This window comes from Pseudomonas sp. B21-041 (genome assembly GCF_024748675.1).
In the GTDB taxonomy this organism is placed as follows: Bacteria; Pseudomonadota; Gammaproteobacteria; order Pseudomonadales; family Pseudomonadaceae; genus Aquipseudomonas; species Aquipseudomonas neuropathica.
In genome coordinates this window covers 1340877-1363300 of record NZ_CP087175.1, presented here as the reverse complement: position 1 = coordinate 1363300, position 22424 = coordinate 1340877, and the positions used below count along the sequence as shown (strand labels likewise).

28 protein-coding genes are annotated in these 22424 nt (G+C 58.8%); all 28 read right to left on the bottom strand.

Going from position 1 to position 22424, the window contains the following annotated elements; genetic code table 11:
* Positions 1-1239, bottom strand: a complete 1239-nt coding sequence (locus LOY43_RS05950; protein WP_095126528.1) for a DNA circularization protein — start codon at positions 1237-1239, stop codon at positions 1-3.
* Positions 1226-2998, bottom strand: a complete 1773-nt coding sequence (locus LOY43_RS05945; RefSeq protein ID WP_258709337.1) for a phage tail protein — start codon at positions 2996-2998, stop codon at positions 1226-1228. Before LOY43_RS05945 ends, LOY43_RS05950 begins: the two co-directional genes overlap by 14 nt.
* Before the next feature lie 130 nt (positions 2999-3128).
* Positions 3129-3425, bottom strand: a complete 297-nt coding sequence (locus LOY43_RS05940; RefSeq protein WP_095050430.1) for a phage tail assembly protein — start codon at positions 3423-3425, stop codon at positions 3129-3131.
* Entirely contained in the window at positions 3422-3769 is a 348-nt protein-coding gene (locus LOY43_RS05935; protein ID WP_007908779.1) for a phage tail tube protein, read from the bottom strand. The genes LOY43_RS05940 and LOY43_RS05935 overlap by 4 nt, the downstream gene beginning before the upstream one ends.
* Positions 3770-3836: 67 nt before the next feature.
* A complete protein-coding gene (locus LOY43_RS05930) occupies positions 3837-5333 on the bottom strand; it encodes a phage tail sheath subtilisin-like domain-containing protein (protein WP_258709336.1) in 1497 nt (498 codons plus the stop codon).
* The gene (locus tag LOY43_RS05925; RefSeq protein WP_034154909.1) at positions 5333-5512 is read right to left on the bottom strand and encodes a DUF2635 domain-containing protein; all 180 of its coding nucleotides are present in this window, start codon (positions 5510-5512) and stop codon (positions 5333-5335) included. Before LOY43_RS05925 ends, LOY43_RS05930 begins: the two co-directional genes overlap by 1 nt.
* A complete protein-coding gene (locus LOY43_RS05920; protein ID WP_095050428.1) occupies positions 5509-6093 on the bottom strand; it encodes a hypothetical protein in 585 nt (194 codons plus the stop codon). The genes LOY43_RS05925 and LOY43_RS05920 overlap by 4 nt, the downstream gene beginning before the upstream one ends.
* A 141-nt stretch (positions 6094-6234) precedes the next feature.
* The gene (locus LOY43_RS05915) at positions 6235-7263 is read right to left on the bottom strand and encodes a phage late control D family protein (protein WP_258709335.1); all 1029 of its coding nucleotides are present in this window, start codon (positions 7261-7263) and stop codon (positions 6235-6237) included.
* Between the two features lie 9 nt (positions 7264-7272).
* The gene (locus LOY43_RS05910) at positions 7273-7485 is read right to left on the bottom strand and encodes a tail protein X (protein WP_258709334.1); all 213 of its coding nucleotides are present in this window, start codon (positions 7483-7485) and stop codon (positions 7273-7275) included.
* Positions 7478-7861 carry a phage tail protein gene (locus LOY43_RS05905; protein ID WP_095050425.1) on the bottom strand — a complete coding sequence of 128 codons (384 nt, stop codon included), beginning with the start codon at positions 7859-7861 and terminating at the stop codon, positions 7478-7480. Before LOY43_RS05905 ends, LOY43_RS05910 begins: the two co-directional genes overlap by 8 nt.
* Positions 7861-9837, bottom strand: a complete 1977-nt coding sequence (locus LOY43_RS05900) for a phage tail tape measure protein (protein WP_258709333.1) — start codon at positions 9835-9837, stop codon at positions 7861-7863. Before LOY43_RS05900 ends, LOY43_RS05905 begins: the two co-directional genes overlap by 1 nt.
* Positions 9838-9966: 129 nt before the next feature.
* On the bottom strand, positions 9967-10548 hold the full coding sequence (locus LOY43_RS05895) for a phage tail assembly protein (RefSeq protein ID WP_258709332.1): 582 nt from the start codon (positions 10546-10548) through the stop codon (positions 9967-9969).
* Positions 10549-10719: 171 nt separating this feature from the next.
* Positions 10720-11226, bottom strand: a complete 507-nt coding sequence (locus LOY43_RS05890) for a phage major tail tube protein (protein ID WP_085697357.1) — start codon at positions 11224-11226, stop codon at positions 10720-10722.
* Entirely contained in the window at positions 11226-12392 is a 1167-nt protein-coding gene (locus LOY43_RS05885) for a phage tail protein (protein ID WP_258709331.1), read from the bottom strand. The genes LOY43_RS05890 and LOY43_RS05885 overlap by 1 nt, the downstream gene beginning before the upstream one ends.
* A gap of 2 nt (positions 12393-12394) precedes the next feature.
* Complete coding sequence (locus LOY43_RS05880; protein WP_099758137.1) at positions 12395-12580, bottom strand: hypothetical protein; 186 nt, start codon at positions 12578-12580, stop codon at positions 12395-12397.
* Between the two features lie 100 nt (positions 12581-12680).
* The gene (locus LOY43_RS05875) at positions 12681-13226 is read right to left on the bottom strand and encodes a DUF4376 domain-containing protein (RefSeq protein WP_258709330.1); all 546 of its coding nucleotides are present in this window, start codon (positions 13224-13226) and stop codon (positions 12681-12683) included.
* A 9-nt stretch (positions 13227-13235) separates the two neighbouring features.
* The gene (locus LOY43_RS05870; RefSeq protein ID WP_258709329.1) at positions 13236-15731 is read right to left on the bottom strand and encodes a phage tail protein; all 2496 of its coding nucleotides are present in this window, start codon (positions 15729-15731) and stop codon (positions 13236-13238) included.
* Positions 15732-16367 (bottom strand): phage tail protein I, encoded by a 636-nt coding sequence (locus LOY43_RS05865; RefSeq protein WP_258709328.1) that lies wholly within the window; start codon positions 16365-16367, stop codon positions 15732-15734. It abuts the gene before it with no gap.
* A complete protein-coding gene (locus LOY43_RS05860) occupies positions 16364-17359 on the bottom strand; it encodes a baseplate J/gp47 family protein (RefSeq protein WP_258709327.1) in 996 nt (331 codons plus the stop codon). Before LOY43_RS05860 ends, LOY43_RS05865 begins: the two co-directional genes overlap by 4 nt.
* Positions 17356-17688: a phage baseplate protein gene (locus tag LOY43_RS05855; protein WP_016985063.1), complete on the bottom strand. Its 333-nt coding sequence runs from the start codon at positions 17686-17688 to the stop codon at positions 17356-17358. Before LOY43_RS05855 ends, LOY43_RS05860 begins: the two co-directional genes overlap by 4 nt.
* A gap of 15 nt (positions 17689-17703) precedes the next feature.
* Positions 17704-18312 carry a phage baseplate assembly protein V gene (locus LOY43_RS05850; protein WP_258709326.1) on the bottom strand — a complete coding sequence of 203 codons (609 nt, stop codon included), beginning with the start codon at positions 18310-18312 and terminating at the stop codon, positions 17704-17706.
* Positions 18313-18315: 3 nt separating this feature from the next.
* Positions 18316-18837 (bottom strand): hypothetical protein, encoded by a 522-nt coding sequence (locus LOY43_RS05845; protein WP_095050417.1) that lies wholly within the window; start codon positions 18835-18837, stop codon positions 18316-18318.
* A gap of 70 nt (positions 18838-18907) precedes the next feature.
* Entirely contained in the window at positions 18908-19246 is a 339-nt protein-coding gene (locus LOY43_RS05840) for a phage holin family protein (RefSeq protein ID WP_095050416.1), read from the bottom strand.
* A gap of 143 nt (positions 19247-19389) precedes the next feature.
* A complete protein-coding gene (locus LOY43_RS05835; RefSeq protein ID WP_095126491.1) occupies positions 19390-19830 on the bottom strand; it encodes a tail fiber assembly protein in 441 nt (146 codons plus the stop codon).
* Positions 19831-20385: 555 nt separating this feature from the next.
* The gene (locus LOY43_RS05830; RefSeq protein ID WP_007908821.1) at positions 20386-21120 is read right to left on the bottom strand and encodes an XRE family transcriptional regulator; all 735 of its coding nucleotides are present in this window, start codon (positions 21118-21120) and stop codon (positions 20386-20388) included.
* A 138-nt stretch (positions 21121-21258) separates the two neighbouring features.
* Complete coding sequence (locus LOY43_RS05825; protein WP_007908822.1) at positions 21259-21441, bottom strand: hypothetical protein; 183 nt, start codon at positions 21439-21441, stop codon at positions 21259-21261.
* 89 nt (positions 21442-21530) lie between these two features.
* A complete protein-coding gene (locus LOY43_RS05820) occupies positions 21531-21911 on the bottom strand; it encodes a DUF1090 domain-containing protein (protein ID WP_220558178.1) in 381 nt (126 codons plus the stop codon).
* A complete protein-coding gene (locus LOY43_RS05815) occupies positions 21908-22267 on the bottom strand; it encodes a hypothetical protein (protein ID WP_258709325.1) in 360 nt (119 codons plus the stop codon). The genes LOY43_RS05820 and LOY43_RS05815 overlap by 4 nt, the downstream gene beginning before the upstream one ends.
* Between the last annotated feature and the right edge of the window lie 157 nt (positions 22268-22424).

The window sequence follows — 22424 nt, the reverse complement described above, 5'->3', positions numbered from 1 at the left end:
CTACTCCCGAGAGACTTTCACGTCGTTGGGTGGCAGGTACAACGGGTTGGTCGCTCCGTTACGCTGGACCACTTCGGTCACCCGTGTCGCATCACTGAATTGTTTGTAAGCCACTACCAGTGCCGGCAAACTTTCCTGAAACGACTTGGTGACCAGACGCACCCCCGATGACGCTACGGCTTTGAGGTGCGCCACCAGAGCATCCTGCACGTCGCTGATAGCCTGATAGTGCGCTGGACCGGCTTTGTTTTTGGCCATTTGGAGCGCCTCGACCAAGTCCTTTTGAAGCGCCTGCAAATCGTCGGTAGCCGGCACTTCCTGTCGAGAGATCGGCTGCTTCGACTGCTGATCCAAGGAAGGGGTCGACAGCAACTTCACCGGTTTCGCCGCCACCGGCATTGAGGCAACCCATTGCGCCACTTTGACAATCAGAGTGTCCTGCACCAGATCGGCCATGGCTTGCGCCGCCGCATTGGTGTCCTTGCCCGTGGTGATCTTCGGCGCATCAGCCTTGCGGATCGCTTCGAGTTGTTGGGACACGTCGGCAATCACGCCACGGTAGCCCTCCTTCGCGAACGCCTTGAGCTCCTTGATATCGCCGAGCAACCCCTTGAACTCCGCCGCCACTTCCTTGGGCAACTCCTTGACGGCTCTGACCAGTTCAGTGATTTCCTTGTATTGCGCGATCAGTGGTTTCAGCTGTTCCTTAATCACATCGAACACCCCGGTCAGGCTGTTTCGCAGATTGTTAATGCCAATCCGTGCCGCTTGAATCCGGACAATGACCTCTTCGAAACGCGACACTGCTGACCCCAGCAAAGTGTCAGCCTTGGCCAACAGGACTTTTTGCGTACTGACGGTGGCAGTCGGAAACGGCAACGGCCGGTCGGGGTAGAACTTCAGACTGAACGTCACCAGCCCGCCGTCCTGGCGGGTATGGGTCATGTCGCATTCACCGACCTTGACTTGCAGGCGCCCGAGCCACGGGTGCACCAGCTCACCATTGCCCGCCTCCAATGCCTTGAGCAGCTTGTCGCGCTGCTCCAGGCAGTCGGCGCCGATGATGAATGCCGTGATTTCGTGAGTCTTGGCCTGCTGGCCCAGATCCTCGAAATACGGCAGGTCGCGTTGCGGGTATTCATGCAACTGACCTTTGCGACCGACCGGGGTTTTCGCCTGATCGATCCAGAAGCCGACACCACGAAAGGATGCCGGCAACAAACGGTCACGCCAGTTCATTGGAACCTCCTGCCGACAGCGAGCGATAGCCGATGCGCGAAGACAGCGCCAGCCCTGGTTGATTGGTTTGCGGTTGATCGGTACGCAGCCCTGCCGGCGCATTTTCGAAGCGCACGGTCAGGCCGCCTTCGAGTTGCGTGCGGTTGTTGATTGCGCTTTGTTGAATCAGTGCGCCAGAACTCTGTGGCAACGAACCACTTTGCAGTGCACCGTTGGCTGCTTGCGGCGTTGCCCCAAAGAACGCGGGTGCCAGTTCGCCTTTGCCTTCGGCATTGGTCTGGCGTTGCGCTTCGGTGAACGTTTCAACCTTGCCGGTGACCTTGGCGATCAGTCCGGCAAAGCCGCCGTCGAACAGCTCTTTGATCGGCGCAATCACGGTTTGCAGTTTTTGCCACAACTCGCCGAACCACTCGGTGATCGGCCCCCAGTTCTTGATGATCTGCCCCAACGGCGTCCATTCGAACATGTTGTGCAAAAACTCGAGTACCGGTGCGGCCAACGCCTGCACCACGCCCCACAGCGCCGAAAAGACTTCGCTGATCGGTTGCCAGTACATCGCGATCTGTTCCAGCGGCGACCATTCGAACAGGCTCTGGAAGAAGCTTTTGATCTGCTGCGCCGAGGTTTGCAATGCGGCCCAGATCGGTTCGAAGAACGTGACGATGCTGCCCCAGTTGTTGACGATCATCCCCAGTGGGGAATAGTCGAACAACGTGCCGAAGAAGTCCTTGATCGCTTGCGCCGCAGGTTGCAGCGCCGCCCAGATCGAGGCGAAGAACCCGGTGATCGATCCCCAGTTGTTGATGATCATCCCCAACGGTGTCCAGTCGAACAGATCTTTGAGGAACGTCATCACCGGCACACTCAAGGCCTTGAGCAAGTCCCAGATAGCCGAAAACAGACCGGTCAGCGGCGCCCAGTTTTCCAGGATCATGCCGGCGGGCGTCCACGAGAACACCGATTTGAAAAAGTCGATCACTGGCGCGGTGACCGCTTTGACCTTGTCCCAGATCCCGGAGAAAAATCCCTCGATCGGTGACCACAGCGCCGCCAGCGCATCCAGCGGTCGCCAATCGAGGATCGAGCGCAACGTCGCCATCGCACTCACACCGATGTTTTTCACGCCCTCCCACATGCCTTTGAAGAAAGCGCTGATCGGCGTCCAGTTGGCATAAATCAAACCGGCTGCCACTGCGATACCCATGGCGATCAACATGATCGGATTGGTCTTGAGCACCATGCTCATGACGTCCATCACCTGGGTCATGCCGGTAACGGCGGTTTGCATGGCAGAGAAGGCAATCGCCCCCGCCGCCAGGCCTTCGACCAGTTTCGGGTTGTCGGCGAGCAGGCTGCCGACCTGGGTCAGCATCGGTTCCAGCCCGACCACCAATGCGCCCACCGCCGGCACCAGTGCGGCATCGACGGCTGCGGAAACCTTTTCCATCGATGCACTGAACACGTTCATGTTTTGCGCAGCGACTTTCGGCGTAGCGGGCAGGTCGACGGTTTTTGCCGTGTCGCTGACTTCGGTCAATTTGCCCTGAAACGCCGCCGCCGATTTGATCCCGTCCACGAACGGCGTGATCACGCTGCCGCCCTTGAACAGGCCACTGATGTCCAGCTTACCGAGGCCGGTCTGTTCGAGATTGTTCTTGAAGCTCTCGACCTTGACTCGCAGGGCGCCGAGTTTGGGCGACAGTTCATCGATGCCCGTGATCAGCACCGGCGTTTTCACTTTTTTCTCTTCGTCTGCCATCACTGCACCTGCTGCATCGCATTGATCCGTTGCGCGTGCTCCAGCGATTCGCGGAGCACATCCAGTGGCCTGGCCATCATCTGTTCGGGGTCAACCTTCCAGAACCAGGCCAGGTCATAGGCGACGGCGATCAGGTCGGTGATGGCGCCGACGCCGCACTCATGAAAAAACTCGCAACGGCCCAGCTCAGCGCATTGAGGTCAGCCAGATCCAACTGGTTGACCGACGACGGTGGAATACCGGCGCACACGGCGATGTATTTGGCCGCCACGTCCATGTCGAGGCTGACTTCTTCGCTCTTGTCAATCTTGTACGGCAGCGCCTTGATCGCTCGCACCTCCTGCACCGTCGGACGGCGCAGAAGGAGTTCGGTCAGGGGCTCGCCGTGAGCTTCGATCGCAACCTGAAGCTTCACGGCGCCGCTCATTGCCAAGTCCCCTTGATGCCTTCGAATTTCAGTTCGATGGTGGCGTCATCGCCTTTGGAAACAGGCTCTTCGACCAGATAGGCGCCGGCCAGTACGTAAACTTTGCCGTTGCTGAATTCGCAGGTGACGGTGATGTCGGTGCCTTCAATCAGCTTCTTCAGCGGGAAGTCGGCGGTGTGCAGCGCGGTCACTTTGAACGACGGCGCAATGTCGGTTTCCTTGTAGAAGCCGGGTACGACGGTTTCGCGTTTGACCGCCATCAGCGGGGCTTCGCAGCCGCCATTGATGGTCAGTTGTGCGCCGTCGACTTTGACGTAGCAGGTGCCTGCAATCAGTTGACCCATGGTGTTACTCCCTTGAATAAAAAAGCCCACACGCGGTGGGCTGAAAACTTGCCGTCAAACGCGCTTATCAGGCCGCGTCGTCGTACTGCAGACGGAATTGGTTGAGCAGTGCGAACACGCGAAGACCGTTGATGTAATCCGGCGGGAACAGCACGTTCACGCGGCTCGGGTCCTGCACGTCGCGCTCGACGATCAGGTGCTCGGCGAACAGCTCGGCGTTCTCGACGTGACCTTCCAGTTCTAGCTTGGCGTACTGCGCGATCAGTTCACCGCGAATGGTCGCCGGGGTGACGATCGGCTGGCCGGCGCCGAAGCGGGTGCCGTCGGAGGCCAGTTTGTGCCGGCCGTACTTGCTGGTGATCACGCTTTGCAGACGGCGCACGATGAACGCCGACTGGTGCATGGTTTCGCTGTCCAGGTAGGAGTTGTCGGCCTGACCGTAAGCGTTTTTCTGGTAGGTGGTGATCGAGCGCTGGATGCGCACGTAGCCGCCCTCGTAGTACGCGGTGGCGATGCCGTAGTTGAGCAGCGACTGACGCTCGGTCAGGGTGAAGCGCTCACTCGCCGGGGCAGGGTCGACACCCGGCAGGCTGCCGCTTTGGGTCGGACGGCTGGCGTCGGCGGAGATGAACACGGCGGTGCGTGCAGCCAGTGCCGCCGCTTGTACCCAGAACGGTTGCGGAACGCCCGGCTCCAGCGCCTGAATGGTCATGTGCTGGTCATTGCGTGCCTGGCCGGCAGCAACCAGAGTGCCGACAGTGCCGCGTTTGGCGCTGTAGACGTGACCGAACAGTTGTTTGGCCCACGACCAGCGACCGGTGCTGTCATCCATGACCGCTTGCCAGGTGTTGAGGGTCGACAGATCGGACCATGGCAGTGCGATGAATTCGAACGGCTCGTCACCCAGCGCGGCAATGGCTTCAACCTGATCCGGCACACCGGCACCGCCGGTCATGGCAGTGACTGCAGTGGTCAGGCCAGCCGGGGTTTCTTCGCCGTTGCTCTTGCCCAGGCGATTGAATTGCAAGCTGATGTCGTTGCCGCTGTCGCCAGTCCATTTGGCGTTCAGGGTGACCACACCTTCGGCAGCGGCAGCGCTGACCGGCAGGTCGGCGGTGGCGTTGATTTTTTGCGCCAGGGCGGTGGCCGCTTGGGCAGCGGTGGCACCGTTGACCACGGTGGCTTGCACACGCACGCCGCCGACATACAGATTGAGCACGCCGGCCTGAGTGGCGTTGCCGGTCAGGGTCAGCACGCCTTTGGCGATCGCGCCTTCGGTGTTGTGCAGCGGCAGGCACCAGATCTCACCGATCGGGTCGGCCTTGCGGAAGGTCTCGTACATCGAGGCGAGCATCGAGCCTTGGCCGCCGATGCTCTTGGCCAGCGCAACGCTGGACACCAGCACCAGTTTGCCGACTTCCGTCGGCGCGATGTTGTCGTTGACCTGAGCGACGATCAGACGACGCAGGGTCGAACTCGCGCTATTGGCGGCCGAGTTGTCCATTTCGGCATAGAACAGCGGTACACGAATGTCCGCGGGGATGTTGCTGAATCCGATCGCCATTATTTGGCTCCCTTTTGTTTGGCTGGTGCGGTTTTGAGGGTGATATCGCCGTCGGCCAGACGTCGGCGCCACCAGGCGCTGTCCAGCACTTCACGGCCTTCGAGCGGCAGCAGATCGCCGGCCTCCGGGTCCGGTACGACACGGCCAGCGGCCGGCAGTACGGTGATGCGATTGCTCATGGGGTTACGTCTCCAGAGAAAGTCATTTCCACGCGCCCATCGGGGCCCGGGCGTTTCAGGTTGGGGTCGGCCGGGTCGATCGCATCGACCCGCACGGTGGCCCCGGTAAAGGACGACAAACCGTCCAGTTCACGTTCGTGCCAACTCTCCGCAGGCTGACTCGGCAGATTGCGGCCAAGCTGGAACTCGGCAAAAAAGCGCAGCCGGTAAAAGGCGCGGCTGCTGTTGATCGAGACCATCTCGCCGCCGTCGTAAACGATGGCGCTGTAGGTCGAATCTGGTTTGAAACCGACCAGCGCGCGCCACAACTCGGCGCGCAGGTCGTGCAACAGATCCAGCGCTTTTGTAGCGTCGGTGGCGTCAAGCACCAGGACGATTTCGAAGCGGTCGCGGATCGGTTGGGTGGTGAGGTTTTGGGTGGTGCTTTCACTCGCCAAGTCGGCCAGTGGCAGCATGTGGGCCGAAGGTGTCGGCAGATCCGGGTTGCCTTGTAGCAGCGCCAGATCGACACCCACCGAAATGTGATTGGCAAAGCCAGGGCATTGCCCACGCAATTGCGTGAGGATCGGGGTGATCTTCATGGGGGTGTTCCAAAATAGTGGGAGTTACCGCAGGCCCCTGTAGGAGTGAGCCTGCTCGCGATAGCGGTGTGTCAGGCGCGTTGGTTTTGAATGTGGCACCGCTATCGCGAGCAGGCTCACTCCTACAGGGTGGCTCGTGGGTCAGTCTTTGGACTCGGCTTTGGGGTCGAGGCACGACGCATCGATCAGGCAGCGATAGCTGTTCTCTCGATTGCCACTGGCGGTGACCCTGTCGATCGACCAGCGTCCGCGCATGAAGTCCGGCCAGGTGTCATCGAGCAGCACCAGGCCTTCGGCCGCCAACCGTGGATCGCCCGGGCAGGTGATCTTCACCTTGAACTTTTGCCGGAGCATCTTGCGCACTTCACCCTCGCCGACGGCGATGGCATCCGCTTCGTTGGGTTGCTTCTGGCGGATGGTCTTGAACGGCGCAAGCCCGGTTTCGACCCAGCGCAACACGCCTGTCGCCGCATCGACAAAACAGGTCTTGCAGCCTTTGGCCTGCTCGCGGGCGGATTCTTCCAGAGTGGCGCTGATAAAGGCATGATCGCCGGGGCGGTTGTTGCGGGTCACCGACAAGGTCACATCCGCCAGCGTCTGCCCCGACAACGATTTGGTCTGGCCGGACCGCGCCAGCACGTAAATCTGATCGTACGGTTTGGCGACCACGTTGTACTTCATCGCCAATCGAGTCAGAAAGCCCATGTCGGTTTCGTTGGTCTGATCAATGTGCTCGATACGGATCAACGACACATCGGGAGCGACCCGCGGTGAAAAGCCGTGTCGCAATACCAGCTCGCGAAACAGCGCACCTAAAGTGGTCGGCCCGTGACTCGCCGTGCGGCGCTGCTTGAAGCCGGTCTCGTCATCCTTGCTGAATGGCGCTGCAGTAGCGACCAGGGTCAGACGGAACGGGAACAGCGTCGGCGTCAGGCGAGTGACTTTGAATTGGCCTTTGTCGACCATGCCCGATTCCAGGTAACCGACTTTCAGGCCGATTCGACCACCGAGACTCGGCAAACCGTCGAGACCTTCAAGGTCCACCGTCAATGTCAGTTGGTCCGACTCGATGCCCGCGGCATCGATATGTTCCCAACTGATCAGACGCTGATTGAGCAGGGCCGCATGGGCGCCGTAGATTTCTACCGCCGGGGTAAAACCCAGTGTCATGCGACCTCCTTAATCCCAGGCTGTGAGCGGTTTGATTGCGGCGGGTTTGCTGTCGAGTTCAGGCAGTGCGATCCAGATGCCCGCAGTCAGGATCGGACCATGCTCGGCCAGCGTCGGATTAAGTTTCCACAGCGCTTCTTCAGCCACATCATCGCTGCGCCCCGTTTCGCGGTAGAGCAGCAGATTCACCGAATCACCGGCCACGCTTCGTACCTTACGCATTGTTGAACTCCGCCAATTCGATGACCCAATCGACCACCATCGCCGTACCGTCATCGATGATCTGGGTCTGGGTTTCCTGAACGCTGTTGATCCGCCACAAGCCCCAATTGCGACCGATGCCGTCAATCAATGGCAGCGGTATGCGCAGTGCCTGTAAGGCGCGCAATTCATCCAGCCGATCCATGGCCACGGCGTACATCGACTTGCCGGTGATGGTCAGGGTTTCCGGCTTCTGCCCGGTCTGACTGGATTTGGGTTTGCTAGTGAGAATCTGTATTTCTGTCCAGCCGCCATCGGACTTGCGCAACAACGAGTGGTACGCAAACTGGCGCGAGAGGCCAAAGATGAAACTGCCCAATGCCATTTGTTGTTTCATCAGGCGACTCCATCGGTCAGAGCTGCGTCACGGCGGGTGGCGAGAGGGTTGTTGGTCAACAGCGGTGTGAATTGGCTGTCGAACTGGCTTCGCAGGTGCTGTGTCACCAGCAATCCGATGTTTTCCGAACTACCCGGATCACTGCAGTACACCTGAACCGAAGGTGCGTAAGTGACATGCTGGTTGGCGGCCTGGGCGCTCGCCAGATCCTTGCTGACCTGGCCGGGCGCGGAGAGGGTGTCGGGAGCGAAGAACACGAGCCGATCACTCAATGCGGCTCCCGCAACTTTGTCCGAAGCTGGAGCAACCTGGGCAATCGTTTCCATGGCAACGCTCGGAGGCCCCAGGCGCGGCGTATTGAGCAAGGAGGAGGGTTCGCCGATGTCCATTTCCCTGGCAGTCGCGGGCGCCAGACTGGCGATCTCCACCACCGGCGCATCCGTTGGAAGCTGCACTGCAGAATCGCCGGTAGATGAAAGATCGGGAGGATTGCCCGGCGCGCCACCGGGTATCCGTTTGCCCAGCCGCTCTTTCCCCTCCTCGACAGCGGTGTCCAACAGCACATCGAATATCTTTTTCAAGGCCGTGCCGACAGTGATGATCACCGCAGCCGTCGTCGGATGGGCCTCGGCGAATTCACTCATTCTGTCGAGGCTGGCACCGGCAACACTTAGCGCCTCTGGAGAGGGCGCCACGGCATTGGCGCTGGCGATGGTCAACCGATCGCTTCGCGCATTCTGAGCGTTCCACTGTCCTTGCGGGGTATTGGAGAGCGCCAGTGCAGACTGGCGCACCGAACTCTGATCACCGACCTTCGACGTCGCGTATTGGTCTTTGTCCTTCACTTGCGAGAAGGCCTGATTGACGTCGCCAAGGTTCTGCGACAGCAACTGCACCGCATTACCGCCATCGGCAAAGAGTGTCTGCGCCAACTGGGCGCGTTGCTCGGCCGGTTGGGCGTTCAGCGCAGCCAGCACCGACAGTACCGCTCCCTGTGCACTTTGCTTGTCCGGGTCATGCATCGCCGCGGTCACGGCCGCGGGATCCAGCCCCAGTTGCTTCCAGGCGCCACGCTCGGTGGCGGACGCGTTGTCCCCCTTGTCCAGCGCGTGGGAAATGCGCTTCAACGCGTCGCCGGCATCGTCTTTTTTCGTCCCGCTGTTGAGCAAGGCTGCGGACAGCGCGGCGGCTTGCTCGGGTTGCATGCCTACCGCAATGGCCGCATCACCCGACTGTTTGAGAACGGCACCGATGTCTGCCGGTTTGGCACCACCCGGTATTTTGCCGAGCTGGTTTGTCGCATCCGCAAGGTCAAACGCCTGGTCGCGAGTGAGCTTCATCGAAGTGCGCCACACCGCCATCATTTCGGCGACTTCCACAGCCGGGACTTTGAAGGCTGATGCAACGATCGCAGCGTCGCCAGCAAAGTTGAGCAATTCAAAGGGTTTGTCCGCCGCATTCGTCAGCTCATTGCCAACCCCTGCGTCAGCCGCCAGCGTAGCGGCCTTGAGCAACTCTTGACCGCTGGTGCCGCCCGCGGCAACCAATGGCTTAGTGGCTATGATCAGGCTCGACAGCGCCATTTCGTTGGTCTGCTTTGGCGGCAGTTGCGCGGCGATGCCCAACTCGGCAGCAGCCGTGTACAAGTCAATCGCTGGCTTGAGACTCTCAGGCACCTTGGCCCGCTCACTGGCCTCACCCGGCGTAGTAGGTTCGCGGGTCGACCCGCTCTTCGCATTGTTGTTCAGCGAAATCGAACGCAGGCTGGACAACGCCAGCCTCAATGAGTCGATCGCGGCCGTCAGCGAGCCGATCTTGATACTCGCAGTGATGAGCGCCTGACTCAGGCTGGAAATCTGCTCGCGGCCGATCGTTCCTGTACCGGAGCTCACTGCTGCCATGTTCAAACTGATATTGCCGGCAGCCGCAACGCCGCTTTCACCGGCATTTATCGGCGCATATTTACTCTCTGCCATTGCCGCTCTACTCCTGTTTTACGCCAAGGCGAGTGATCGCTATGTCGTAGCGGCGCAACGCCTTTTCGGCGTCCCATTCCAGAATCTCCGCCTCACTTACCGGGTAAATGAGCGGGACGATATCGAGGATTACTTCGATGTCGCGTTCCGAAAGTAGGCCGCCGGCTGGTTTAAAAAATCGTCGATGCGCACCTGCAATTGCGTCCAGTCCGGGACGGTCATCAGGGCCAGATCGGGGATCATCAGGCCGGTGCAATGGGCAGTGATGAACTCGGCGCGTTCCTTGGCCGTTTTCAGTTTCTTCATCACTTTGGTCGCGCGCAGCGCAGGCATTTCCAGCGACAGCGACGTCACGGTGCGGCCGCTCACTGCGAGCGGTTGCAGCAATTGCACCTGGTCGGGATCGGCGGATTTTTCCGCCTCTTCGACCTGCTCCAGAAAGTATGACGCAGGGCGTGTCGACATCTCGTGCACGTACTGGGCGATGCTCACGTAGTCCGGGCGCTTGAGCTGGTCGAGTTCCTTGACCGACAGGCCGGTGGCGAGCAGGGCCAGTTCGAAGAACTGATCGTCTTCGTCATCGCCGGCGCGTTCCAGCGCTTCTTTCTGTGCGGCGTAGAACAGCGGTTTGAGCTGGATCGTTTCGATCTGCGAACCGTCATCACCGGTGATCGGCGACAACAGGTCATGCTGGGGTGGCATCCACGACATGTATGAATTCCTTGGTGATTCTTGAGGGGGTGTTGCGCAAAGGGGCCAGTTAACCTGGCCCAATGTGGGAGCGAGCCTGCTCGCGAAAGCGGTCTTACAGTCACATCGGTAGCGAATGTGATGGCCTCTTCGCGAGCAGGCTCGCTCCCACAGGTTTTGCGGTGTAACGGGTTACGGCATCAGCACCGCACGCCGCGCATCACCGAGGATGTCGACGCCGTTGAGCACGAACTTCTGGGTACGCACGTCGATGTCGATCACCGGCACGCCGTTTTCCAGGCGGTTGTAGGTGCGGCAGGACAGCTCCAGGTTGGTCTTGGGTTTTTCACCCATTTTCACCGCAGTCTCTTCCAGGGATTTCAGCTTGCCGCCGACGGTGTGATAGGTGAACCAGGTGTTGCCATCCTGATCCTGACCGGCTTCACGCACGTTCAGCAGGATGTCGTCGCCCAGCTTCACGCCCAGTGCGAGCATGACTTCTGTGCCCATGCCTTGCAGGGTCAACTTGGCGTTGAGCGCTTTGCCGCCCTTGGCCATTTCTTCGACGATGAAGCGGCCGCCACGCATTTCTTCCACGTCGAATTCGATCTTCGGCGGAGTGAATTCTTCAACGGTTGCCGACAACGGCAGGCCTTGCAGGGTGGCCGCGATGGCCTGTCTTACGCGGTTGGTAAACATTAGAGAACGTCCTCCAGGAACTGCTCGATGATTTCATCGCGGGCGTTGAGTTGGTAAATCATGTGTTCGTTCGGCGCGTAACGGCCGTAGTCGATGACCACGTACCAGGTGCCGTTCTTGTACTTCTCGACGCTGTTGAGTTCCGGGTGCAGATATACGCTGCCGCCAGGAATGGTTTCGTCGGCGACCAGGGTTTGCAGCCAGTCGTTGATGCGCTTGACCTCTTGATCCATGAACGACTTGGTGAGGTTCTTGGCCATGGCTTTCTGGCCGGCCTTGACCAGCTTGCGGCTGATCGCATCTTCGAGGCCGACGTAGCTGATGAACTTGCCGGTGATCGAGCGGTTACCCAGCAGCGAGAAGCCACCGAGCACGGTGCGGGCGTAGTAGCTGACGCCATAACGGTTGAGCAGATCGCCTTCGGTCGAAGTGTCGAGGATGTTGTATTCGACGACGCGGGAGACGTCTTCGGCGTAGGTCACCTGGTTACCAGGACTTTCCCATTGCTTGACCTTGGCCAGCGCGGCGATCGCCAGGCTGGATGGCGCGATGAAGACATTTTTCTTCGCCGCTTTCGAGTACACCGCCGGCATGTTGTGCACCACCAGGCAACGGTCGAAACCGAGATCAGCGCCGCCCAGTTCCTGGCTGTACAAGACTTGGTCAGCGACCGAGGCGTCCTTGCCATCGAGTACCACACGAGCCTTGATGCGCTTACCGAACGAGGCGAACTCGCTAGCCACCGCTTTGGTGCCGGTGAAGCCCGGCGCGCCGATGATGGTCAGGTCTTCCGGGACACTGCCCAGTGCGGCCAGACCGAGCTTGCGGCCAGTCGCCGGCTCAACGCCACCGATCACCGCGTTGACCGTGTCAGCCGGAGTCGCGCCCGCTTCGACGATGACCACGTACACCGGCACCTTGACCACTTTGAGGATCTGGTAAACCGCGTGGTACAGGGTGCCCTCTTCGGAACCGGTCGGATCGAGCAGCGCGTGGGTGGTGAAGCTGTTGATGCGGAACGGCGCGTTGCGCGGAATCAGCGGATCGGCTTTCGGCGCGGTGCCGACCAGACCGATAACGTTGTCCCCCAGGCCACCCATGGCCTCGGGGGATTCAGTGGCATTGACGGTAATGCCGTTGTGCTCGAAGTTCAGAACCTCAGCCATGTTTAGTCAGCCTTCTTGGCAGCGGCCTTTTTGGCCTGGGTGGACGATGTTTTCAGTTCCAGTCGACCGGCGGTGTGCAAGGCACTGGCCTCGACGTCGAGCAGATCGAGGTCTTGACCGACGCTCGACCAGTGCCCACCGCCGGTGGGGAATGGGACGAGCACGGTGTAGGTTTGGCGGGTTGCCATTTTTCGTTTCTCCATAAACGGGAAAGCCCCTCTTGGGGAGGGGCTTTGCGGGTGTTGAGTGGTTTGAAGCAGATATGAAAACGCCCCGGAATTCGGGGTGTTATGATTGAGGCGCTTTATGTAGCGGGCCCGAATTCGGCCAACCTTGCAGGATCATGTCCTCAGAACACTCACCAGCCTCAACTGCTGACAACAAAGCTCGTTCACGATCAAAACAATCCTGAACATAGGTTCGAATCGAGGTTGCCAATGCGATTAATTGGGCAGCCTGCAACTCGACGAAACCTTCAGCAAACTTCCATGCACATTTGTAAGTTGGATCAAGCATCGCTGCTACCGCAGCGCCGGCGATCAATGCCTGGCCGTCTCGAGTGGTATCAGCGACGGAGCCTTCAAATACGACACCAGACGTTTCCCGGCGAAAACGCTCTGCAGCAATTAACTTCGCGAAGTCTGGTTTGATTTCAAAAGGAACCTTGGTCAGCGTTCCGTCGATTAGGCACCAGTGCCCAGTCAGGTCTGTTGCAGACTGCAGCCAAAGTTCTTCGCTGATGCATATCGCGCCCTCAGGAATGTCGCAAACCCCGTGAATCAGGCGGTCTTTAATGGAGCCTGACTCATCGAACGTCATGTATTTGTTAGTCATGTTTTTCCCTTAGCACCCGACTGCGAGCCATCGCGTTGAAGTTCCGGAAGACGAGCGAACCGTAAAGCCGTTCTTGTTCAACGCCCCCATCGCGACGAATCCGACCGACCCGGAACCAGGGGTATAGTCACTGAGCGCAACGGCTGATAACGCGGCATTAGGAAACGTGAGAGGAAAACTGATTGTCTGATCAGTCGTACTGGAGACAATGCTGTACACGCCCCACTGAATAGTGAAACCACCCAGCCAGGACGGGAAAACACAGTAGCCGATGCCACTTTTCTGAAACTGAAAGCCCCACGTCAATTTTTTCGGCGTGACGATAACGCTGTCATCGGCGCCGGTATTGGTCTGCGCCTGGGTAGCTACTTTCGCTGTACCTTGATTAATTTCCGAGGCTTGCTGTGCGAGAACGGCCAACGCGGCGATATCGATGCTCCCCTGATTGATCGGTGCGTTCCAGGCTTTGATGCACCACATGACGGCAATGTTGCGGGGGCGGGTTTCAGCACCGCCAGCGTTGACGGTGTTCGCGGCATTCACCATCTGCATGGTGCTACCGTTTTCTATCGGGGAAAGAAACGCACCCGTTGAGATACTCGCTGCCGCACCATTGATTTTCCCGTCCTGCCAATTACCTGCAGGATCGAAGGTCGCAGCAGTGCCATCAAAATAGCGATGGTTGTGTGCAGCAAATGATTCGGCTTGATTTGTACCAATTCCCCTTCCAGCATCCACACCTCGCCCATGATCCCAGCCACGAAGAAACTCGCCACGGGACTCCGGCAATCGAAAGTTACCCGCGCCTTCATTGCCTTTGTTATAGACAGTGCCGAGATAGGCGGCCAGATCCGGATAAGTCGCAATGCTTTGCACACTGCCATCCAGCTCCAGATAACCGGGAGCGACGATGCCGATCGGGAATGCCAGAACAGCACCAACCGGAACGGCGGATTTGAGCCGTTCTACTTCCTTGGCCAGCGCGGCGACATCGATGGTTCCCTGATTGACCGGGGCGTTCCAGGCTTTGATGCACCACATAACAGCGATGTTGCGGGGGCGGGTTTCGCCGTTACCCAGCGAAATGGCTGGACCTGTCTTCAGCCAACTGTCCTCACCGGAAGGGATGTAAGTTGCATTGGAACTGACAGAGTTGGTGCCGGCGACTCCTATAGCTACCGCACCGTACGGCCAGTTTCCCGCACTCGCTCCCATGCCGCGCGCACTCTGTACTGCCGCAATCGCCGCCGTATCATTTACACCTGTTACATGGGAGTGATCCTCAGCCTGCATGGACTGCACGCTACCGAGACCGCGTCCGGCATCTACTCCACGTCCATGATCCCAACCGCGCAAAAACTCCCCACGCGCCTCAGGCAAGCGGAAGTTCCCAACACCCTCATCACCCTTATTAAACTTGCCGCCCAGATAAGCGCTCAAGTCTGGATACGTCGCGCTGCTCTTGACGCTGTTATCCAACTCAAGAAACCCCGGAGGCGGCGCATCAACCGGGAACGCCACGATCGAACCCACCGGCAACGCCGACGCCTTGGCAATCAGCGCTTCGACTTCAGCCTTGGTGTACGAATCCTTGATACCAAATCCGGCCAGCGTCTCCGGGTTTGCACCCGCAGTAGCGCGACCATATTCGTCGACGGTCAGACTCTTGTAAGTCCCGGCAGCAATCCCGGTACGCCCCGCCAGCATCTTGAACGTCAGCGCTGTGGTACCCAAAGTGATCGGCGCGTTAGTCGTGAGATGCCACAACGAATCTCCATTCGCCGTGCCCTCCTCGACCATGACCGTAAGTCCCGGCGTGACCTTGGCGCTGCTATTGGCATCGGTCGCCCGCACCCAGTCACCATTGGCAACAACCCACAGGCCGTTGTCCTTGGCCAGCGTCTGATTCGCAACAAGCACGCGGTCGCCAGCAATCACTGCGACACCGTCGATTTGCTGCGCACCGTTCAACACGATGTTGCTGGATGCAGCAACACGCACCGATTGCTTACCATCGAGTTTGCCGAGTTCTTCGGCGAGGTAACTCATGACCCAGGCACGGGTGGCTTTGACGACGGTGTCATCGATCAGCAACGTCACCAACGACGCATTACTCGTCTCGAAAATCGAGCGAATATAGAACTCTTTCCCCGAACCCGACGTCGCCAGCACCGGTTTGAACGACTCCGGATATTTGACGATGGCGTAGAGAATTCCAGTGTCGGTCCACAGTCCCGCTTCACGCACATACCAGCCGCCAACATCCGGCGGAATGGTCACTTCGGCGAGCAGCCAGCTCGGATTCTTCTCGTCCTGGAACAGCGCATTGAGCGGCCCGCGCCAGACTTCGCGTTTCAGCGCGGTGGCGGTCGCGGCCGGGTTGTAGACCGTGCCGCCGCCGTCGCCGACGGAAATCTGCGTCAGCTTGATCGGCGTGCCTGCGGCCTTGCATGCCGTTTCGTAGGCAATCCCTGCGTTGGTGAGCAGGGTGTAATAGTCAGCCATTCAGGCCCCCTGAGGATAAATAGTGGATGTTTCGACGGTGTACATGCCGGCAGCCATGAACGCCTCTCCCGAGGTTTCGAGCCCTTCGATGAACACCGGATAAACCGTGGTCAGCTCACCGCAGAACGTCGCGGCGCCGATGACGTGATTGCCGAAAGCGCTCAAGCCGACCGAGACCGTCAGCACATCGCGTTCGCTCTTGGCATCCGCCAGGCGTCGGTCGAGACGGGCGTCGATTTCTTCGCTGTAGGGCTGGTCGCTAAAAGCTCGTACGGAAAAGCTGTACGGCGCGCCGGGCGGTGTCTGTTCGTACCAGGCGCGGATCTCGGGTCTTAACTGCAAACCCTTGGCGGCGTTTTCCAACGACTTGCGGGTGCCAGCCTGGCGCGCGGTGGGCCAGGCCAGTTCGACGGTCAGGCGTTTTTCCGCTTCCGGCGCAGCGGTGCTCCATTCAGCAACACCGCGATCCGCTGCCAGATACGGCAGAAAGGCAGCCGGGGTTTCTGCGGGGTTCATCAGTTCCGGGAACGGCGGCGCGATGCGATCAAGCAAGGCGCCAAAGCCCAGATCCAGACCTCGTTCCAGTGCCGAACTGTTGGCCGGCAGCAGCGTTGGGCGCTGAGTCTTTTCACTCATAGCGTCAGCACCTCAACCTCGACCGCCGTGCAATACGGCGCTTGAAACGCCGTCGTCACGATCGGCGCCAGCGGTTCGAGAATCTGCAGTTGCACGGCACCGGCGCTGTGCAGCGTGTAGTCGATCCAGCTCGGATCGACCCGGCCTTCGAGTCGATGGCAACTGTCGGCGTAGGCCTGCAATTGTTGTTGCGCGGCGACTTTGGTCAGGCCCGAATCGGGGCCGGAATTGATCTTCGCGACAACGCGGATCCTGTAGCGCTGAATGTCGGCTGCCTTGACGGTAACCAGGTCGGTTTCCGGTCGTACATCCGGTCGTGCGAAGTGCTGACGAACGCCGTCAAGCAATGTCGCGGAAGGCGTGCCATCACCGTCACGGGACAGCACCGTGACCTGCACTTCGCCCGGTGCCGTGCGACGTCCGTTGCCATCCTTGACCTGCGCAGCGAGGCCGTCCGGGTTGAAGGTGTAAGTGACATTCACCACACCTGCCTCGGTGGATTCGACCCGCACCGTCGGACGCTCGCCGAGGGTGAAAACTTCGCGGCGATACTGCATCCGCGAACCTGCTGCCGGCGCATGGGGCGCCAGGTAATAACGCAAGCGAGCGTCGTCGTCACTTTCATAAATCGCCGGCACCGGCGGGAATGCCGCCGGATCGCCGGGATCGAGCAACTGCCGCTCAAGGCCCATGTCCGCCAGCCGCGCATCGAGATTGCTGCCCGTTGCCCACCACGCCAGCATCTGTTTGATGCGAGCGTTGTATTTGCGCTCGTGGGTTTGCAGCCGCACGCAGAAAGCCTCAAGCGCCAGGGTCAGCAGTTCACTCTCGTTTTCCAGGCTGGTCTTGAGTTTTGCGGCACTGTCCGGCGAGCGCACACCGACGTATTCAATGACGAAAGTCTTGAACTCGGCGAGCAAGTCTTCAAAGGCTTCAACGGTGATCAGCGCGGGTTCGGCCAATTGGTTCTGGCCGGGGATCAACATGCTCATGTCACGACCTCGAAGGTTTGTTGACGGTTTTTCCAGGTGCCGGCGAAGCGCAGCAGCAGACCCGCGCCCTGGCGGCTGGCGACGATCACTTGTGGCTGAAAATCATCGATACCGTTTTGCTTGTTGTAGAACGCTTGCGCGGCGTGGCTCTGGGCCAACAGCAGAACGTCGTCACCGAGGTTCTGCCCCAGCAGCGTGGGGATCAACGATCCGTACAACGGGCGTTTTTGCCGGGTGCCCAGCGGTGTGGTCAGGGCCCGGGTCGCGCGCTGCACAAATTGCAGCCAGTCGTCGACCGTGGCCCCGCTGTCTCTATCGATTCCGATCATGTGGAGGCTCTTGAATCATGGGCTGATGACACGGCCCTGGTGATCGACCAATGGACCGCTGAAGTGCACGCCCGAAGGGTCGATGGTCATGCCGACGGCACCCAGTTGCAGGGTGATCAGTTGTGGCGTCATCGCCAGTCGCGCCGGGCCGATGCTCAGTTCCAGCGACTCGCGAGAACCGCTGAAAGCCGTTGGGCCGTTTTGCCAGTGGAGGGTGTGCGTGGCATCGTCGTAGCCGCTTTCGCTGCCGTCGACATGAACCCGCCGCGTCAGCGTGGGGACAGTCGAAACGGGTGGAAAGCGATCACTGTTCAGGCCGAACAGGGCGACACTTTGTGCGCCACTTTCGCCGCTGCCGTAGTTGAACAGCAGACACTGCTCACCCACGGTCGGAATCCGCGACTCACTCTGTGCGCCGGCGCTGGGGTTGAAAAACTTGATCGCTGGCGTGAGCAAGCCACCGTGGGCGACCTGGCAGGTATTGCTCGCCGCATCGACTGTCTGGCAAATGCCGATGCGGCAGAAGCTTTCAGCGCGGCGGTGCAGGTCGTCGATTTCCGCTTCCATTTCGGCCAGGCGTTCGATGATCGGACCCAGTTGCATGCGCAATAACGCGTCGAACATCGGTCAGGCCTCCAGCGCGGTGTATTGGTCTGGATCGTCGATGTTGCTGACTTCCCAGGTGCGGGCGAATTTCGGTGTGCCCAGCGGGTCGTCGAGCAAGGTCGGGCCGAGGTAGAGGGTCTGGTTGAACGTCAGGGTCCAGGCCTTGAATTGCTGGTCGGCGCGAATGAGCATGGACGGCAAACCATCCATGTTCATCGGCAGATCGCATTGATCGCCCGGCAGGCTCCAGCGATTGTCGGTAATCAGATTCTTCAGTACAGCGATCAGATCGCAGGCGGCAAAGGCACTGGCCGATAGCGCCGGAACAACTTGCAGCGACAATGTCAGGACATGAGCGATACGCCCATCTGCGGCACGCTGTCCTGATGCATTTCGGTCGAAGTCGATCAACACCCAAGCCTGATCGCCCGGTGCAGTGAAATCATCGTGATTGCCGACATTGATGTTGAGCCCGGCAGTGTTGCGCAGCGTCGTCGCGATGGCTGTGAACAGTTGCGACGGCTGCTGGATCGGTGTGGGCATACATGACCTCCTTTTCAATCGTCCACGCGCAGCCCTGCCGCCCAAAGGGCGGCACGAATCACATTCGAGGTTAAGGCTGGTCGCGGGGTGGGACTTCGCAGACGCCGATGCGTTTGGCGGCCCAGCGTTCGTACAGACCGATGGCCACATCGGCCCCGGCCATTGCGGTGAGACAGCCGAAGGCGCCAGCGGCCCAAATCGACATGCCAGCGGCGTACAGCAGCATGATTGCCGACACGCCGCAGATCATGCAGGCGCCAGAGCGCAAGGCCAGACGCCGCATAAGCGGCCAGCCGCGGGCGCCCTCCTTGTCCGCACGCCACATTTCGCCGGAGACCCCGCCTACCACTGCGAGCAGGATGACCAGCCAGATCGGCATGTCCGCCAACGCTTGTTGCTCGTTTGTCATGTCACGCCTCCGGGAGTGTTGGATGAATGGTGTGTGTAGGGTTCAATCGTTTTCTCTTGAGGTAGGCATTCCAAAAAGCCCGGCGCAGGGCCGGGCTTTTCAGTAATGCGCTCTCGATAGAGGCCATGAAGGTGATGATCGAATCAGAACGGTGCCACCGGCCAGTTGACGGTGGACGGATAGCCGGATTGTTTCTTCATGTCGCTGAGACCCACGCAGTACTGTTTGTAGGCGAGCAACAGCGCTTGTTCTTCAGGGGTGGCAACATCCAGGTCGACCTTGTAATGCAGAGAATTCAACATCAGCCACTGGCCAGCAGCAGACAGAAGCTCCAGCGCTTCTTGCGCCACATCCTTTTCGAGCTCTTGATAGGTGGGTTCACTGAACTCCCAATCAACGAAGTTTGTCGTCGCCCCCTTCCATCCCACCTGGACTGCCGGGTTTGCTGTGATATCCACCCAAAAACCATTCGATAACTGTGCTTCTACTGGCATGGCCGTAGGCTTCTCTACAGCGTCGACAATCACCAGAACTTTGTTGAAGGCTTTGGAATAGTTGAATCGAACAAAAGCGTAGCGGTTCATTTGTTTCTCCTGTTTGCACTCATCGCGAGTACTGTCCTTGGGTTTTGCTTACTTGCCTCTCCGTCAAGGTTCTTCAACGGGATATCCATCAGGCAGGCATTCCAAAAAGCCCGGCAGTCCGCCGGGCTTTTCAGTAATGCGCTCCTTCGCCTTCCTTCAAATCCTGTGTTCAAGAAGGAAGCTGACTTTTCGGCGCTACTGGCGCGGTACGAGTCCGTTCAAATTGTTTTTCCGACCGCGGTCCCTGCCCGCCGGATAACTGCTTCTGGTGCTTTACGCTGCACACCCGGGTCAGTTGCCAACCCTCTGAACCGTTGAGGCCGGTTCATCGCTGCCTGTTCTTGTGGAACTAAAGAGCTTTCTTGCCAGCCGCTTTGTCGAGCGGCTTGGTGGCAAGAATATGCATGTATGCATATCCAGTCAATGCGTAGATGCATTTATTTATGCATGAAAAATGCGCAGATGCATGGAAGCCCCGCAACTCAAGGGTTTGGCGGTTTCATCAAGGCGAAAAAAAACCCGCCTGCGAGGCGGGTTTATCTGAGAAGGGTCGGGTTAGCGGGCGTACATGCCCCACCAGAAGACGTGACCGAGGATGACGATCTGCTCTTCCTGGATTTCCTGGAAGCTGTAGTCCTCGTCCGGATGCTCATCGCGATTGAAGCTGCGCAGACGAATGCCGGTAGGCAAGCGGTAAAGCTGCTTTACGCGTAACTGGCCGTTGTGATTGATCGCGTACAGGTCGCCATCAATGATGTCGCCGATGCCGCACTTGCCCGCATTCACGCCGACAGTGGCGCCATCACGCAACACCGGCAACATGCTGTTGCCGCGTACAGTCACGCATTTGGCCTGGTCGAACTGCACACCATTATGGCGCAGGCTGCGCTTGCCGAAGCGCAGGCTAGAGCGCTCGCTCTCTTCGATGACGAATCTTCCTGATCCAGCAGCCAATTCAACCTCGCGAAGGAACGGCACCGATACTTCGTCATCATCGACAGGCGTATCGTCGTCCCACAGCATTATGTCCTTGAGTTCCGCGTGTACGTCATCACGCGCGGCACCGGCCGACGGCGCGACATCCGCGCGCCCGCGCAATTGATCGGTGCTCACGGCGAAGTATTCGGCGATCTTCGAGATGTGTTTATCCGAGGGATCGACGATCTTCCCGCTGAGAATCCGCGAGAGAGTTGATTGAGGCACGCCGGTGCGACGGTGGAGCTCCGTGGGGGAGATCCCGTGCTGGTCGAGCAGTGCTCTTAAGACGGAGGCTACGTTGCGTTTTTGCATAACGCGCATAGTGCTTGAAGTTATTCGTTAAGACAAATGCTGATTTGCATAATTAACGCATAAATATGAATTCAGCTGCAAAATGATATCGCCGAGCCATCATTCTGCATTGAATAACGGCCCGGCTCCAACGTGTGGTCAGCCTTTGACGCGACGCGCGGCAGCATTGGCTTTTTTAAGCCGATCAGTTCTGGCCTTTCTGTCGTAATCGTCCTTGGCGCCCATGATTCCACCGGCAGCATGCACCCAGTCGGTGGCGGTACAACCAGAGATCAGCACAGCAGAAGTAAAGACTGAAGCAAAGATAAGGATGTTTTTCATATTCGATTTTCCGGTGTCGCTGATGAGCGCGTTGAATTGCAGAGTTGAAAAAGAACACCTGCTGCGGTTTGTTGGCCGTGGTTGCCCCTTTACTCATCCATGAGCTTTTGCAGTTTTGTCTGAGCTCGTTCGAGCCTCGCTTCCTGTTTCTTGATGACTTTCACATCGCCATACTGACGCGCGGCCTTCAGATAGTTCTGTCTGCGCCGTACTTCGGCTTCGGCCTTTTCGATAGCGCTCGAACGGTCATCCTGTGCAGAAGGCTCGCGACAGTAACGCTCCACATTGGCAAGCGCCTGTTCCAGACCGGACTTGCGATAAACATTGTCCGCCTTATCAGCACGTTCAATTTGGAATACAAGTTCGGCGCGACGCTGCGCACAATTTTCTCGCGCGCCGGCCCAAGAACTATCGATGATCAAAACACCACCAACTAACAGAGATAGATTCCAGAGCAGAGTCGATCTCATGAGACAACCCCCAGATAACTTTTTTCTCCAGCGCGGCCACGGAAGTTGCTCACCCGAGACCATGCATTACGACAACCTAACGTTTCTTGTAAGCCAGAAAGTGCTGCGACCATCATGTCGCGACAGCGAGCTCCGCACGTTGGATAGTGTTCGACCATCCACGCTACTGGTACGTAAACATGATCGAAACACAGCAGAACAGGAGTGCGATCAAACAATGTGGAAATACTCACATCCTTTTCTTTTCCAGCAATAACCGCCGGCACAAACACAACACCTTCCCGGCTTATTGCAATCGATCGCTTCCAGGCGGGAGACTTGATCCCATGAGAACTGCGCACGCAAAACCAGAGCATTTATAACGTTCCTCAACAGCCTAAACATCATCATGTTATTCAAGGCAACTAAACAGCCGCACTGCGCTGACTCTCCGTTAGTCGCAGGAGCTGTTGGCTTGACTCGAATCACATTAACAACGCGGGGGGCGTCGAGGCCTTACTGACGTCTTACTCA

What these genes read in the sequence shown, in the direction of transcription:
- LOY43_RS05950 (WP_095126528.1), bottom strand. Translation starts at nt 1,239, where the DNA reads ATGAACTGGCGTGACCGTTTGTTGCCGGCATCCTTTCGTGGTGTCGGC.
- LOY43_RS05945 (WP_258709337.1), bottom strand. Translation starts at nt 2,998, where the DNA reads ATGGCAGACGAAGAGAAAAAAGTGAAAACGCCGGTGCTGATCACGGGC.
- LOY43_RS05940 (WP_095050430.1), bottom strand. Translation starts at nt 3,425, where the DNA reads ATGAGCGGCGCCGTGAAGCTTCAGGTTGCGATCGAAGCTCACGGCGAG.
- LOY43_RS05935 (WP_007908779.1), bottom strand. Translation starts at nt 3,769, where the DNA reads ATGGGTCAACTGATTGCAGGCACCTGCTACGTCAAAGTCGACGGCGCA.
- LOY43_RS05930 (WP_258709336.1), bottom strand. Translation starts at nt 5,333, where the DNA reads ATGGCGATCGGATTCAGCAACATCCCCGCGGACATTCGTGTACCGCTG.
- LOY43_RS05925 (WP_034154909.1), bottom strand. Translation starts at nt 5,512, where the DNA reads ATGAGCAATCGCATCACCGTACTGCCGGCCGCTGGCCGTGTCGTACCG.
- LOY43_RS05920 (WP_095050428.1), bottom strand. Translation starts at nt 6,093, where the DNA reads ATGAAGATCACCCCGATCCTCACGCAATTGCGTGGGCAATGCCCTGGC.
- LOY43_RS05915 (WP_258709335.1), bottom strand. Translation starts at nt 7,263, where the DNA reads ATGACACTGGGTTTTACCCCGGCGGTAGAAATCTACGGCGCCCATGCG.
- LOY43_RS05910 (WP_258709334.1), bottom strand. Translation starts at nt 7,485, where the DNA reads ATGCGTAAGGTACGAAGCGTGGCCGGTGATTCGGTGAATCTGCTGCTC.
- LOY43_RS05905 (WP_095050425.1), bottom strand. Translation starts at nt 7,861, where the DNA reads ATGAAACAACAAATGGCATTGGGCAGTTTCATCTTTGGCCTCTCGCGC.
- LOY43_RS05900 (WP_258709333.1), bottom strand. Translation starts at nt 9,837, where the DNA reads ATGGCAGAGAGTAAATATGCGCCGATAAATGCCGGTGAAAGCGGCGTT.
- LOY43_RS05895 (WP_258709332.1), bottom strand. Translation starts at nt 10,548, where the DNA reads ATGTCGTGGATGCCACCCCAGCATGACCTGTTGTCGCCGATCACCGGT.
- LOY43_RS05890 (WP_085697357.1), bottom strand. Translation starts at nt 11,226, where the DNA reads ATGTTTACCAACCGCGTAAGACAGGCCATCGCGGCCACCCTGCAAGGC.
- LOY43_RS05885 (WP_258709331.1), bottom strand. Translation starts at nt 12,392, where the DNA reads ATGGCTGAGGTTCTGAACTTCGAGCACAACGGCATTACCGTCAATGCC.
- LOY43_RS05880 (WP_099758137.1), bottom strand. Translation starts at nt 12,580, where the DNA reads ATGGCAACCCGCCAAACCTACACCGTGCTCGTCCCATTCCCCACCGGC.
- LOY43_RS05875 (WP_258709330.1), bottom strand. Translation starts at nt 13,226, where the DNA reads ATGACTAACAAATACATGACGTTCGATGAGTCAGGCTCCATTAAAGAC.
- LOY43_RS05870 (WP_258709329.1), bottom strand. Translation starts at nt 15,731, where the DNA reads ATGGCTGACTATTACACCCTGCTCACCAACGCAGGGATTGCCTACGAA.
- LOY43_RS05865 (WP_258709328.1), bottom strand. Translation starts at nt 16,367, where the DNA reads ATGAGTGAAAAGACTCAGCGCCCAACGCTGCTGCCGGCCAACAGTTCG.
- LOY43_RS05860 (WP_258709327.1), bottom strand. Translation starts at nt 17,359, where the DNA reads ATGAGCATGTTGATCCCCGGCCAGAACCAATTGGCCGAACCCGCGCTG.
- LOY43_RS05855 (WP_016985063.1), bottom strand. Translation starts at nt 17,688, where the DNA reads ATGATCGGAATCGATAGAGACAGCGGGGCCACGGTCGACGACTGGCTG.
- LOY43_RS05850 (WP_258709326.1), bottom strand. Translation starts at nt 18,312, where the DNA reads ATGTTCGACGCGTTATTGCGCATGCAACTGGGTCCGATCATCGAACGC.
- LOY43_RS05845 (WP_095050417.1), bottom strand. Translation starts at nt 18,837, where the DNA reads ATGCCCACACCGATCCAGCAGCCGTCGCAACTGTTCACAGCCATCGCG.
- LOY43_RS05840 (WP_095050416.1), bottom strand. Translation starts at nt 19,246, where the DNA reads ATGACAAACGAGCAACAAGCGTTGGCGGACATGCCGATCTGGCTGGTC.
- LOY43_RS05835 (WP_095126491.1), bottom strand. Translation starts at nt 19,830, where the DNA reads ATGAACCGCTACGCTTTTGTTCGATTCAACTATTCCAAAGCCTTCAAC.
- LOY43_RS05830 (WP_007908821.1), bottom strand. Translation starts at nt 21,120, where the DNA reads ATGCAAAAACGCAACGTAGCCTCCGTCTTAAGAGCACTGCTCGACCAG.
- LOY43_RS05825 (WP_007908822.1), bottom strand. Translation starts at nt 21,441, where the DNA reads ATGAAAAACATCCTTATCTTTGCTTCAGTCTTTACTTCTGCTGTGCTG.
- LOY43_RS05820 (WP_220558178.1), bottom strand. Translation starts at nt 21,911, where the DNA reads ATGAGATCGACTCTGCTCTGGAATCTATCTCTGTTAGTTGGTGGTGTT.
- LOY43_RS05815 (WP_258709325.1), bottom strand. Translation starts at nt 22,267, where the DNA reads ATGCTCTGGTTTTGCGTGCGCAGTTCTCATGGGATCAAGTCTCCCGCC.